The sequence below is a fragment of the Vibrio injensis genome (genome assembly GCF_001895205.1).
Lineage (GTDB): Bacteria > Pseudomonadota > Gammaproteobacteria > Enterobacterales > Vibrionaceae > Vibrio > Vibrio injensis.
This window is the reverse complement of sequence record NZ_BDJF01000032.1, coordinates 131,834-144,892: the sequence shown is the minus strand read 5'-3', so window position 1 is coordinate 144,892 and position 13,059 is coordinate 131,834. Positions and strand designations below refer to the sequence as shown.

Genomic DNA, 13,059 nt, shown 5'->3' with positions numbered 1-13,059 from the left:
GCTGATAACGCTAAGGGGGATATTTTATTATTTCCTAATGTAAGGGTTGAAAAACCAGCATCTCGCCAGCACATCTAAAGATGTTGTTATCGTCATAGCCTAGAGGCTGTCATTAATATGTATGCATTAGAAATTGAGCAGTTGCGTAAAACTTATCAGGGTGGGTTTGAAGCACTGAAGGGCATTAGTTTAACGGTAAAAAAAGGCGATTTTTACGCGCTACTTGGGCCAAATGGAGCGGGAAAATCGACCACCATCGGTATTATTTCTTCTCTCGTAAATAAAACCTCAGGCCAAGTTAACGTATTTGGATATGATATCGATACGCATCTTGAACAGGCTAAGCAGTATTTGGGACTAGTCCCGCAAGAGTTTAACTTTAATCCTTTTGAAACCGTAGAGCAGATTGTTATCCAACAAGCGGGTTATTACGGCGTGCCGAAAAGCTTAGCGAAAGAGCGAGCGAAAACGTATCTCAGTCAACTGGATTTATGGGATAAGCGCAAAGAGCGTGCTCGTAATCTCTCCGGCGGTATGAAACGACGTTTGATGATTGCTCGGGCTCTGATGCATCAGCCACAACTGCTGATTTTAGATGAGCCAACCGCAGGGGTTGATATTGAGCTGCGTCGGTCAATGTGGGAGTTTTTAAAAAAAATTAATGAGCAAGGCATTACCATTATTTTGACCACTCACTACCTAGAAGAAGCAGAAATGCTCTGTCGTAATATCGGTATTATTCATCGTGGTGAGTTGATTGAAAACACCACCATGAAGGCGCTGTTAGGTAAACTGAGTGTCGAGACGTTTATTCTCGATATCGATGATGAGCAGAAAGTGCAACCCTTATCCGACGTAATCTCTCAGCGGATGGTCGATGGTTCTTTAGAAATTGAACTGGATAAAAGCCAAGGCTTAAATGGTGTTTTTCAACAGCTAACTCAACAGGGCATTAACGTACATTCAATGCGCAATAAAGCCAACCGCTTAGAAGAGTTGTTTGTCACGATAGTGCGTGATTCCAATCAGGGGGATAACTAATGTACGCGATTTATTGGACGGCTTTTTGTAGTCTACTGCGTAAAGAGATTACCCGTTTTACTCGTATTTGGGTTCAGACTCTGGTTCCCCCGGTGATTACCATGAGCCTGTATTTTGTGATTTTCGGTAATCTGATCGGTTCACGAATTGGTCAGATGAATGGCTTTAGCTATATGGAATATATTGTCCCTGGCCTTATCATGATGTCGGTGATCACCAACTCGTATTCCAATGTGGCTTCGTCATTTTTTAGTGCGAAATTTCAAAAGAACATTGAAGAGTTATTAGTTGCGCCAGTGCCGAATTACGTGATCATTGCTGGTTACGTGATGGGGGGAGTGGTACGCGGTCTATTAGTTGGTGCGTTAGTGACCTTTGTTTCATTGTTTTTTGTGAACTTACAAATCGAACATTGGGGAATCATTGGGGCAACGGTTTTCCTGACATCGATAGTCTTTTCTCTAGGTGGATTAATTAACGCGGTTTTTGCTCGCACCTTTGATGATATTTCGATCATCCCGACGTTTATTCTCACGCCATTGACGTATTTGGGCGGTGTTTTTTACTCAATCAGTTTATTGCCGGACTTTTGGCAAGCCGTATCAAAAATTAACCCAATCGTTTATATGGTGAATGCGTTCCGTTACGGTTTCTTAGGGGTATCGGATGTTAATGTGGCGACGTCATTTAGTGTCTTAGCGGTATTTATTATCGTCCTCTATTCGATTGCTCATTACTTAGTCAGCAAAGGTAAAGGATTACGCAGTTAATTATTTTTTCGATGATCATCACTCAGATCTCAGTTGTTAATTAAAAAGGTCAACCTGTTCAGGTTGACCTTTTATGTTGGGCATTACTATCGATCGTGATAACCATCACCGGAGTGAAAAGGCGGTTACTCTTCTTCGCTACTATTTTTCACTTCAGCGTTAAGATCAACCACTTGATTATCAATCAGCCGGACTTTACCTAAAAAAGCCGCCATTAAAATGACTGCTTGTTTACTCTCTGCACTGATCGGTAATAGGGTTTGTGCATCGCGAATAAACAGATTATCAGGTTCAATATCCGCGGCTCGTAATTGATCGATCGCATCTTCAATGATCGAAGGATAATCATCACGACCACCACGGATAGCACTGCTTATCCAACGCATCGTTCGAGCGAGGACGGGGGCTCGTTGACGCTCATCAATGGTTAATAAGTTATTGCGTGAGCTCATCGCTAAACCATCCATTTCACGTACGGTGGCGACACCGACGATCTCAATGTCTAGACATAAGTCTTGAACCATTTGTCGAATAACAGCTAACTGCTGATAATCTTTTTCGCCAAAACAGGCGATGTTCGGCTGAACAATATTAAATAGCTTATTAACGACCGTCGCGACGCCACGAAAGTGGCCGGGACGAGAGGCACCTTCCAGCATCTGCGAAAGCCCAGGCACTTCAACAAACGTCTGTTTGTCGAGTCCATTTGGATAGATAGTTTCTGCCGTCGGCGTAAAGACTAACTCAACACCTTCACTATTTAGTTTACTGAGATCATCGTCTAAAGTGCGTGGATAGTTATTGAGATCATCGGCACGTTCAAACTGCATTGGGTTAACAAAAATGCTAACCACGACAACATCGGCGAGTTCACGCGCTTTACGAACTAAGGTCAAATGGCCTTCGTGTAAATTGCCCATGGTTGGCACAAAAGCCACTTGGCGACCATCACGCTTATACTGTTTTATCTGCTCGCGAAGAGCTGAAACATCAGCAAAAGTCTGCATGGATTACTCCTTTAGGCAATAGTATGTGCATCATCAGGAAACGCGCCACTCAATACATCCGCCATATATTTGGCGACCGCTTGGCGCATATCTCCGGTTTCTGCGAGGAAATTTTTGGAAAATTTGGGCATATAATTGGCGGAAATACCGAACATGTCGTGCATCACTAAGATTTGTCCATCCGTGCTGTTACCAGCACCAATGCCAATCACCGGCACGTCAAGTAACTCAGTGATCCTTTTCGCCAATGCTGCGGGTACACACTCTAATACAATCAGTTGTGCCCCTGCGTCTTGTAAGGCGATCGCATCTTTAACCATACGATCAGCTTTGTCTTGTTCACGACCTTGTACTTTATAACCACCAAAAATATTGACTGATTGAGGAGTAAGCCCTAAATGAGCGCATACTGGAACGGCGCGTTCAGTGAGCATTTTCACTGTTTCGACTAACCAGTCACCGCCTTCAATCTTGACCATATTGGCCCCTGCACGTATTAGCTGAGCGGCGTTCTCACATGCTTGCTCTGGCGTGGCGTAACTCATGAATGGCATATCTGCCATCAGTAGGCAATTGGGGCTGCCAGCTCTTACACAGCGCGTATGATAAGCAATATCAGCAATGGTGACTGGCAGCGTATCATTTTGTCCTTGCAGTACCATGCCGAGTGAATCACCAACCAATAACACTGGCATCTCTTGGCTTTCAAACAATTGAGCAAAACTCGCATCGTAGGCGGTTACCGTTGGAAATTTACGGCCTTGCTGTTTCCAGTTCATCAGGTCGTTAATGGTTATTTTTTTCATGGGCTGTCCTTATACTCAGGTTGGCGAATGCCAAATACTAAGTCCATTACGATCAATTTTTGGTAGTAGATCGCTCAGCTTAGTTCCATCAGGGAGAGATAAATCAGGGACGATTTCAGCTAGGGGATAAAGTACGAATTCACGCACTTTCATACCGTAGTGAGGTACCGTTAAACGTGGTGAATCAATGATCTCATCGCCATAAAGCAGGATATCTAAATCGAGCGTTCTTGGTCCCCAGCGCTCCGCTTTGCGCTCACGTCCGTGCTCTAGCTCGATAGCTTGGGTGCAATCGAGCAGAGCGAATGGACCGAGCTGCGTATCAATCGCGACGACGGCGTTGATGTATTCCGGCTGATCTTTAGGCCCCATTGGTGTACTACTGTACAGCGATGAGCTGGCAATAAACTGTGATTGCGGCAGCTGTTTCAGTGCTTCAATAGCTTGTCTGGCTTGTGATGCTGGATCCGCTAAATTACTGCCAACCGCAATATAAGCGATGGTCATAGCGCTGTTTTACCCTTAGGTTTACGCTTACGAGTAGACGGCTTGCGGCGACGAGTCGTTGGTCCTTCCTCGGTACTGTCTAGATCGTTAACCATGGCTTGGCGCATATTACGCCCCGCATTTTGGAACGTTTGCCACCATTTAGCGAGTTTTCGCACGTCACCGCCTTCAATTTCACCGCGCATTTCAAGGAAGTCAAATCCAGCACGGAACTTATTGAGCTCTAATAAGCGGAAAGCTCGTTTGCCGTTACGGCGTGGTAAGCGCAACTGCATTTGCCAAATTTCGCGAATGGTCGTGGTATGACGACGAGGAATGGCAATCGACTTAACCACTTGGTCAAGAATATCGTTACTTGCTTCCATGACTGCATCGTAAAAACTCAGGTTTTTGGATGCCATTAATTGTTCAGCAATCGTAACCATTGGGTACCAAAGAAACGCCGCAAACATAAAGGCTGGATTGATGCGTTTGCCTTCTTCGATACGCAAATCGGTAGAATCAAGCACCAGATCAAGCATTTGCTCAGTTTGTGATGAGTAATCTTCCGTAAAGTATTTGGCTACGTGTGGGAACAACTGTTGGAATAAGTTGTATTCACGCATCAAATGATAGGTTTCTAAACCATAGCCACTTTGCAGCATTTTCAGTGATTCTTCGTACAAACGTGCCGAAGGGATCTCTTTTAATAATGGCGCCAGAGCTTCAATCGGTGCTGCGGTATCTTCTTCGATATCAAAGTCCAATTTAACCGCGAAACGAATCGCGCGTAGCATGCGCACCGGATCTTCACGATAGCGAGTTTGCGGATCGCCGATTAAGCGGATCAGCTTATCATCGAGATCTTCAATGCCACCAGCATAATCATGAATGCTGTAGTCAGCGATGTTGTAGTACATAGCATTGACTGTGAAATCGCGACGTTCTGCATCTTCATCGATGGTGCCATAAACGTTATCGCGTAGCAGCATACCTGCTTCGGATTGCGCCGCGATCTGTTGATTGATCTCTTGATGGTGGCCACGGAAGGTTGCCACTTCAATGACGTCACGGCCAAACATGATGTGTGCTAAACGAAAGCGGCGACCGATCAAACGACAGTTACGAAATAACTGACGGATTTGCTCTGGGGTTGCGTTGGTAGCAATATCAAAGTCTTTTGGAGTCTGGTTGAGCAGTAAGTCGCGTACGCCTCCTCCGACTAAATAAGCCTCGAATCCCGCACCGTGTAAACGATACAAGACTTTTAAGGCATTTTCGCTAATCAACTGCCGAGAGATATTATGCTCTTGGCGAGTGATTACATTGAGCGCAAGCTCTGGGTATACGCGAGGTTCGCGTTTTTCTATTTCATTATTATTCATGTGCATCTGACAATGATTGGTGTTGGCTATTCAAGCGTTGTGGTGCACCTGTTGTGGCTTAAATGGGCCGAATTGCGGCTAATAATAGCGTACATAGCGTCGTTTGAGAATCACGGTGTGATCTTTGTCGCTTCAGGGAGCTGGGCGACTTGCCAATGTTGACATCCCCAAGTGATGATCTCATCGAGCTGAGCATCGATAACATCGTCGGGTATGACAAAGCCTAAAAACTGCATCGCGCGAATCAACGTCGGTTTGGGATGATCAATATCAATCGCTGGGGCGTGATTTTGTTTAGAGAGTTTATTCCCGTTACCATCCATCGCCAATGGTAAATGTAAGTAGCGAATCGGCTTTTGTTGTAAAGTGTGATACAGGCTAATTTGTCGTCCTGTTGGCTCAATTAAATCGGCTCCACGAACGACTTCTGTGACACCTTGTTCGATATCATCAATAACGACGGCGAGATTGTAAGCAAATAAGCCATCACGGCGTTTGATGATAAAATCTTCTTCTGCTAATGCTCTAGGAATGGCTATTTGGCCTTGTTTTAAATCCGTGAATTGATAGGTCGGATGGTCCATACGTAGACGAATTGCACACGGTTGCTGTGTGGTGAGCACTGAATTGCGGCAAGTGCCGATGTAAAATCCACCACTTTGTTTGATCTGTTGGCGAGTGCATTGGCAGCGATAGGCTTGCCCTGAATCTAGCCAAGTATCGATTTGCTCTTGATAGAGAGCATGCCGCTGGCTTTGATAAACGATTTCGCCATCCCACCTTAGGCCATAAGCTTCCAGAGCTTGTAAGATCCATTGTGCCGCGCCGGGCATCTCTCGTGGTGGGTCGAGATCTTCAATGCGTACCAACCATTTTCCTTGCTGACTTTTGGCTTGAAAATAACTGCCCAATGCAGCAATGAGCGATCCAAAATGCAATGGACCAGAAGGTGAGGGAGCGAAGCGACCGATGTAATTCATAGTGATGACAGTTAAATGCAGTAAAAATATCGTCCGTTGAATGGACCATATCCGCCACAACGTGAGCGTAGTAGTCTTCAATAGTAAGGGAATCATTGCCAATAAAAAAGGAGCGTTGTGCTCCTTTTTTATCATCAATCAGTGCTGAGGCTTTACTTAGCCCATCATCTGCTTTTCTTTGATTTCAGCCAGTGTCTTACAATCGATACACAAATCTGCCGTTGGACGAGCTTCTAAACGGCGAATACCGATTTCAACACCGCAAGATTCACAGAAGCCGAAATCGTCTTCTTTGATCTTATCGAGCGTCTTTTCAATTTTTTTGATCAAGCGACGTTCACGATCGCGGTTACGCAGTTCTAGGCTAAATTCTTCTTCCTGAGAGGCGCGATCCACCGGATCGGGAAAGTTTGCTGCTTCATCCTGCATATGGTGAACGGTGCGACTGACCTCTTCCCTAAGCTGGTTACGCCAAGCTTCTAAAATTTTAGTAAAATGAGCGATCTGATCCGGTGACATATACTCTTCACCGGGTTTGGTCTGATATGGCTCAACACCTGCAATGGCTAGGGTGCCTAGCGTTTTCTTTTTGGATTCTGGCATACAGCATCTCCTACTAACACCTAGTCAACTGCGAGAGCAGTTAATTTGAGGCGGGTATCTATAGCAAAAAGAAGGGTCCGAGGCAAATACTCAATCGTAAAGTTATCGTCAATGTGAAGGTGCCGTCATTTTTTACAGTGCAGGCACAAACTCGATGGGCGATACCAATTGGATTTCTCGTGGTGAAAGTTGTGCTTTATAACACAGCACTTCGACACCGGCTTCTTGAGCCATGGTTAACAATTGTGAATAGTTTGCGTCAATATGGTGAGCGATAGAGACTTTTTCAATCCCTGAATGTAAAACAGCGAATAAAAGTACTGCTCTGCTCCCATTTTTGGCCATTTCAGTCAGTTCACGTAAATGTTTTTGTCCCCGTATGGTCACGGCATCTGGGAAGTAACCTTGGCCGATGGATTGCTTTCCTACGTAATCACCGAGATAACGATCATCGAGTAAAGTGACGCTTTTCACTTCTACATAACAGTTTGGCAAATCTGGGCCACTAAGCAAGAGATCGATGCGGCTATTTTCTTGACCATATTTGACTTCGCAGTGCCGCTGTGAATAGCCTTGTAGCTCTTTAATCGTGCCATTTTCTATTGCTTCTAGTGCCAATTGATTAGCTCTTAGAGTATTCACCACTATTTGGTGGGAGGCGGTGGTCTCGGTGAGTTCCCAACTGTGTGGATATTTACGTTTAGGATTGTCCGAGGTGGAGTACCATACTCGACTGCCGGGCTGAGCACAGCCCGTCATTGCTCCCGTATTGGCGCAGTGAATGGTCATGACCGATCCATCGTCTAATTGGACATCAGCTAAAAACCGTTTGTAGCGTTTGATTAAGATGGCGCTGTGTAGCTCAGGGGTAAATTGCATCCGATAACCAGTTTGATAAGGGAAAGGCTTATTTTATACGTTAAAAACAATCTAAAGGCACGTTGAGTGATTCGGATTGACCATCAATCATGCCTATCGCGTCTGGTTTTTTACTGTTTGTAAAAGGTTTACTTTCGGGACACAACATAATGCACTGAAAGTAAGTTAGTTGGGTTTCACTACTGTTTTTATGTACAATGCTGTGTTGCTTTTTGAGAAGGACACTATTTTGTCAGCTTTACCTATTGATGCGGTTATTCCTGAATTACTTCGTGCTATTCAGCAGCAAAATCAAGTGATCCTTAAAGCGCCTCCTGGAGCCGGAAAATCGACCCGTTTCCCACTACAACTTCTGCAGGCAAATATTATTCAGGGCAAGATCATTATGCTTGAGCCACGAAGGCTTGCTGCGCGTAATATTGCTTATTATTTAGCCCAGCAATTGGCAGAGTCGGTTGGTCAAACGGTGGGATATCGAGTGCGCGGTGAGAGTCAGGTTAGTGCACAGACACGGTTAGAAGTCGTCACTGAAGGGGTCATGACGCGGATGATTCAGCACGATCCAGAGTTAAAAGGCATTGACTTAGTGATCTTTGATGAATTTCACGAACGCAGTCTCCAAGCAGATACCGCCTTAGCATTCAGCTTAGAAGTACAAATGGCACTGCGTGATGACTTAAAAATAGTGGTTATGTCCGCCACATTAGACAGCACGGCATTACAAACGTTATTACCTTTAGCCGCTTATCTTGAATCTCAAGGGCGCAGTTATCCCGTTACGGTCGATTATTATCCGTTATCGGCCAACCAAAACTGGCTGGCAGCCATGGAACAGCAGATTCGTGGTTTGCTCGCCCATCAACACGGCTCGTTGTTGGCGTTTTTACCCAGCGCGGCCAGTATCAGTCAGTTACAACAGAAGCTTAGCGATTTGCCTGCCGAGATTAGCGTGCATGGCTTATTTGGTCAGATGCCTTTTGAGCAGCAACAACAAGCGCTGCTTCCTGCAAAGAGTGACCAACGTAAAGTGGTGTTAGCGACCAATATTGCCGAGACCTCATTAACCATTGAGGGTATTCGTTTAGTGGTTGATTCAGGACTTGAGCGGCGAGCTCATTTTGATTTGAAAACGGGGATTACTCGTTTAGAGCAAGTCAGAATTAGTCAGTCTTCGGCTCAACAAAGAGCTGGTCGTGCTGGGCGTTTAGAGCCAGGTTTGTGCGTGCGACTGTATAGTGAAGCGCAGATGAAACAGCAGCCATTTGCACCACCACCAGAAATTTTACACAGTGATTTAGCCTCGCTAGCTTTAGAACTTGCTCAATGGGGAGCGCAATCAGCCAGTGATTTATTATGGTTAGATGTTCCGCCATCCTCCGCTCTTCAGCAAGCTCAAGCATTATTGTCTGAATTACAATTACTGGATACGCGGGGGCAACTGACTCGTGCGGGAAAACAAGCTCATCAATTAGGTGTTGAGCCTAGATTAGCAGCAATGCTTATTTGGGCGGCTTCTCAAGGGGCGGCTTATTTATCCGCGGCTTTGGCCTTAACGGTTCTATTGGAAGAGCCAGAACGACAAATACTGGATATTCAGCACAGTCTGCATCGTTGGCAGCAGCGCTTACATCGTCAATCATCCCAGTTGCATCAGCGAGCGAACTCATTAGCCAGTTTATTAAGCACTCGTTTTTGTCTTTCAGATGTCGATGAACGGTTGCTGGCCAGTGTTGCCTATTTTGCATTTCCCGATCGTTTAGCCCAGCAACGGGGGCGTCATGGGCAATATGTTTTAGCTAATGGCCATGGTGCTTTTACCTTTGATGATCATCCTCTTGCCAGTAGTCAATATTTGCTGGCGCTGGATTTGTTGCGTGGCCAGCAGCAAGCGAGTCAAATTTTTACGGCTCTGCAGGTTGATATTCAATCATTAATTACCGATCACCGTGAGCGTCTTATCGAGCAGGAGTGGGTTGATTGGGATGATAAATCCCAGCACTTTGTTGCGGAAAAACAACAGCGATTCGGGAAGCTAATGATTGCTCGGCAAGCGCTTCCCGCTCCAGCATCTGAAAAAATCACCGAGGCTTTACTTAATTTTGTCCAGCGCCAAGGGCTCTCCGTATTACATTGGGATAGTGCCAGTCAAGAATGGCTTGCGCGGGTGCGCTGCGCTTGCCAATGGTTACCGGAAGAGGCGTGGCCTGATATGAGCGATGAAGGGTTATTGAATCATCTGGCTGATTGGTTAGCACCATATTTGATAGGGATTCGCTCAGGAAAGGCTTTGCAGCAAGTGCCAGTTATTGAAGCTTTGAATGCCTATTTGGCTTGGCCCTTGAATCAGCAATTAGACGAATGGTTACCCACTCATCATCTTTTGCCAACCGGAACTCGGAAAAAAATACGTTATCAAGTGGGAAGTGATCCGGTGTTGTCGGTGAGAATGCAGGAAGTGTTTGGCGAGAAAAGCTCACCATTGATCGCGAAAGGCCGGATTGCTGTGGTGATGGAGTTATTGTCTCCTGCGCAACGCCCCCTGCAGATCACCCGTGATTTAGCCAGTTTTTGGCAGGGTGCTTACCGTGATGTGCAAAAAGAGATGAAAGGGCGATACCCAAAACATATTTGGCCGGATGATCCGGCTAACCACTGTGCGACAACGAAAACGAAACGACATTTAAACTCATGACCAATAAAAAAACTCCGCTTAAACGGCCTGCTTCGAAAAAAGCAGAGCCTACCAGTAAAGCATCGAAAAAAACGACGGCCAAAAGCCATCGATCCTCAGCCGCTCAGCGGGTCACTCCCTCTTGGTGGCGGCGATTATGGGGCATTACTTGGAAATGTGCGTTGGCTTTATTGGCTGTGTTACTGTTCGCTGGGCTGTATTTGGATAGTGTGGTCAAACAGCGTTTTGAAGGCCAATTGTTTGACTTACCAACCGTAATGTATGCCCGAGTATTGACCTTGCAACCGGGCGATAGCATTACCCTAGCCGAGGTGCGTAATGAATTGGATATCTTAAATTATCGTAAAGTGAGTCAACCTCGTTTGGCTGGTGAGTATTCGTCTTCGGCGACGCGTATTGAGTTAATTCGTCGTCCCTTTGAATTCGCCGATGGACCAGAAGCGGATCGGCACGTGATGTTGACGTTTGATCAAAACGGTCTACAACAGATCCAATCTTTGGAAGCGCGCCAAGGTCAGCTCGGTTTTTTCCGTTTAGATCCGAAAATGCTCGGCATGTTAGAGCGTAATGCGTTAGAGCAACGCTTATTCCTGCGGCGTGAGCAGTTTCCCGAAGTGATGGTTGATGCCTTGCTCGCTACCGAGGACCGTTATTTTTATCAGCATGACGGTATCTCTCCGTGGTCGATCGCACGTGCGATGCTTGCCAATCTCAAAGCGGGAAGAACCGTGCAGGGGGGGAGTACCTTAACCCAGCAATTGGCAAAAAATATCTTTTTATCCAGCGACCGCACCTTATGGCGAAAAGTTCGTGAAGCTTACTTAGCGTTGATTATTGATTATCGCTACAGTAAAGACCGGATCCTTGAGGCTTACCTGAACGAAGTGTACCTTGGACAAAATGGCCGTGAGGCGATTCATGGTTTTGGATTAGCGTCGCGCCTGTATTTTGGTCAGCCTCTACAAGAATTACGCATTGATCAATTAGCTTTATTGGTGGGAATGGTCAAAGGGCCGTCTTTTTATCATCCAATACGTTTTCCTGAACGAGCGCGAGAGCGACGTGATCTGGTACTGAGATTAATGATGGATCAAAACATTCTCACCGCTCAACAATATCAACAAGCGATAGCCAGACCATTGGATGTGCAGCCGCAACCAAGAATCGCCAGCCGACAACCCGCTTATTTCCAGCAAGTTTCGATTGAATTAAGATCGCAATTGGCAGAGCGCTTTCAAGCGGATCAAGGGTTACGAGTGTTTACTTCGCTTGATCCGGTATCGCAAGCCAAACTGGAGCAAGCCATTGCGGAGCAAGTACCAGTATTAGCCAAGCAAGCGGGTAATGAATTAGAAGCGGCGGCGATTGCTGTCGATCGGACAAGTGGTGAAATTCGTGCCATGGTCGGAGGTAAGCGCACGGGCTATGATGGCTTTAACCGCGCCCTCAATGCCAGTCGTCCGATTGGTTCATTAGTCAAACCAGCTGTGTACTTAACCGCGCTCGCGCAGCCGGAACGCTATCATTTGGCTACCACCTTAATGGATAAGCCAATCAGCCTAAAAGGCAGTGAGGGCAGTGTTTGGACACCGCGCAATTTTGATCGTCAATACCGAGGCGATGTGCCTTTGTATCAAGCGTTAGCCAAATCATTCAATGTACCGACTGTACAACTGGGTATGGCATTAGGCATTGATAATGTTTCAAAAACCTTGCAGCAATTGGGTGTCGATAGCCAAGAGATTCGTCCTGTGCCAGCCATGTTACTAGGGGCATTTTCACTCACACCTTATCAAGTCGCGCAAATGTATCAAACCGTGACCAATTCCGGTAGAAAAGCGCCACTTTCTGCGCTACGTTCCGTCGTTGATTTACAAGGCAATGTGCTTTATCAGTCAATCCCGAGAGTTTCTCAGGTGGTGGATGAGCAAGCCGCATGGCTGACCACTTACGCCATGAAACAAGGCGTTCAGCAAGGTACGGGGCGATATCTCACTAATCAGTTTGCTTGGGCGGCATTAGCTGGAAAAACGGGTACCAGCAGTGATCGGCGTGATAGCTGGTTTGTCGGCGTTGATGGCCGTGAAGTGACCACCATTTGGCTTGGACGCGATGATAACCAACCGACACAATTAACCGGAGCGAGTGGCGCATTACGTGTCTATGCTGACTATCTTCGTCAGCGTACTCCTGAAGTTTTATCATTACCTTGGCCAAGTGGGATTACGATGATGGGTTTCAAACCTACCGCATCGGGCGCCTTACAAGCCGATTGCAGCAATCAATTTACCTTGCCAGTTTGGGATCGATCCGGCGAAATGAAAAAACAGTGTGAGAACCGCCCTCAAGAGTGGTTAAAAAATCTCTTTCGGTGGTAATTTATCGTCTAGCTCGTTTATAGTAGCTTGAT

11 protein-coding genes are annotated in these 13,059 nt (G+C 46.0%); 4 read left to right on the top strand and 7 right to left on the bottom strand.

Going from position 1 to position 13,059, the window contains the following annotated elements:
• Positions 1-117: 117 nt before the first annotated feature.
• Both BSR11_RS16485 and BSR11_RS16480 read left to right on the top strand, forming a co-directional pair.
• A complete protein-coding gene (locus BSR11_RS16485; protein ID WP_072671418.1) occupies positions 118-1,041 on the top strand; it encodes an ABC transporter ATP-binding protein in 924 nt (307 codons plus the stop codon).
• A complete protein-coding gene (locus tag BSR11_RS16480) occupies positions 1,041-1,811 on the top strand; it encodes an ABC transporter permease (RefSeq protein WP_072671417.1) in 771 nt (256 codons plus the stop codon). Before BSR11_RS16485 ends, BSR11_RS16480 begins: the two co-directional genes overlap by 1 nt.
• 125 nt (positions 1,812-1,936) lie before the next feature.
• On the opposite strand, the gene panC is transcribed toward BSR11_RS16480, so the two are convergent.
• From panC to sfsA, 7 genes are all read right to left on the bottom strand, one after another.
• The gene (gene panC, locus BSR11_RS16475) at positions 1,937-2,818 is read right to left on the bottom strand and encodes a pantoate--beta-alanine ligase (RefSeq protein WP_072671416.1); all 882 of its coding nucleotides are present in this window, start codon (positions 2,816-2,818) and stop codon (positions 1,937-1,939) included.
• 11 nt (positions 2,819-2,829) lie between these two features.
• Complete coding sequence (gene panB, locus BSR11_RS16470; RefSeq protein WP_072671415.1) at positions 2,830-3,624, bottom strand: 3-methyl-2-oxobutanoate hydroxymethyltransferase; 795 nt, start codon at positions 3,622-3,624, stop codon at positions 2,830-2,832.
• 15 nt (positions 3,625-3,639) lie between these two features.
• Positions 3,640-4,131 (bottom strand): 2-amino-4-hydroxy-6-hydroxymethyldihydropteridine diphosphokinase, encoded by a 492-nt coding sequence (gene folK, locus BSR11_RS16465; RefSeq protein ID WP_072671414.1) that lies wholly within the window; start codon positions 4,129-4,131, stop codon positions 3,640-3,642.
• On the bottom strand, positions 4,128-5,495 hold the full coding sequence (gene pcnB / locus BSR11_RS16460) for a polynucleotide adenylyltransferase PcnB (protein WP_208604795.1): 1,368 nt from the start codon (positions 5,493-5,495) through the stop codon (positions 4,128-4,130). Before pcnB ends, folK begins: the two co-directional genes overlap by 4 nt.
• A 110-nt stretch (positions 5,496-5,605) precedes the next feature.
• Entirely contained in the window at positions 5,606-6,475 is an 870-nt protein-coding gene (gene gluQRS / locus BSR11_RS16455) for a tRNA glutamyl-Q(34) synthetase GluQRS (RefSeq protein WP_072671412.1), read from the bottom strand.
• A 156-nt stretch (positions 6,476-6,631) separates the two neighbouring features.
• Positions 6,632-7,078 carry an RNA polymerase-binding protein DksA gene (gene dksA / locus BSR11_RS16450; protein ID WP_072671411.1) on the bottom strand — a complete coding sequence of 149 codons (447 nt, stop codon included), beginning with the start codon at positions 7,076-7,078 and terminating at the stop codon, positions 6,632-6,634.
• Positions 7,079-7,210: 132 nt separating this feature from the next.
• Positions 7,211-7,957 (bottom strand): DNA/RNA nuclease SfsA, encoded by a 747-nt coding sequence (sfsA, locus tag BSR11_RS16445; RefSeq protein WP_072671410.1) that lies wholly within the window; start codon positions 7,955-7,957, stop codon positions 7,211-7,213.
• Positions 7,958-8,186: 229 nt separating this feature from the next.
• On the opposite strand from sfsA, the gene hrpB reads away from it, so the two are divergent.
• The gene (gene hrpB, locus BSR11_RS16440; RefSeq protein WP_072671409.1) at positions 8,187-10,649 is read left to right on the top strand and encodes an ATP-dependent helicase HrpB; all 2,463 of its coding nucleotides are present in this window, start codon (positions 8,187-8,189) and stop codon (positions 10,647-10,649) included.
• Entirely contained in the window at positions 10,646-13,027 is a 2,382-nt protein-coding gene (mrcB, locus tag BSR11_RS16435) for a penicillin-binding protein 1B (protein WP_072671408.1), read from the top strand. The genes hrpB and mrcB overlap by 4 nt, the downstream gene beginning before the upstream one ends.
• Positions 13,028-13,059: the final 32 nt, after the last annotated feature.

What these genes read in the sequence shown, in the direction of transcription:
- BSR11_RS16485 (WP_072671418.1), top strand. Translation starts at nt 118, where the DNA reads ATGTATGCATTAGAAATTGAGCAGTTGCGTAAAACTTATCAGGGTGGG.
- BSR11_RS16480 (WP_072671417.1), top strand. Translation starts at nt 1,041, where the DNA reads ATGTACGCGATTTATTGGACGGCTTTTTGTAGTCTACTGCGTAAAGAG.
- panC (WP_072671416.1), bottom strand. Translation starts at nt 2,818, where the DNA reads ATGCAGACTTTTGCTGATGTTTCAGCTCTTCGCGAGCAGATAAAACAG.
- panB (WP_072671415.1), bottom strand. Translation starts at nt 3,624, where the DNA reads ATGAAAAAAATAACCATTAACGACCTGATGAACTGGAAACAGCAAGGC.
- folK (WP_072671414.1), bottom strand. Translation starts at nt 4,131, where the DNA reads ATGACCATCGCTTATATTGCGGTTGGCAGTAATTTAGCGGATCCAGCA.
- pcnB (WP_208604795.1), bottom strand. Translation starts at nt 5,495, where the DNA reads ATGAATAATAATGAAATAGAAAAACGCGAACCTCGCGTATACCCAGAG.
- gluQRS (WP_072671412.1), bottom strand. Translation starts at nt 6,475, where the DNA reads ATGAATTACATCGGTCGCTTCGCTCCCTCACCTTCTGGTCCATTGCAT.
- dksA (WP_072671411.1), bottom strand. Translation starts at nt 7,078, where the DNA reads ATGCCAGAATCCAAAAAGAAAACGCTAGGCACCCTAGCCATTGCAGGT.
- sfsA (WP_072671410.1), bottom strand. Translation starts at nt 7,957, where the DNA reads ATGCAATTTACCCCTGAGCTACACAGCGCCATCTTAATCAAACGCTAC.
- mrcB (WP_072671408.1), top strand. Translation starts at nt 10,646, where the DNA reads ATGACCAATAAAAAAACTCCGCTTAAACGGCCTGCTTCGAAAAAAGCA.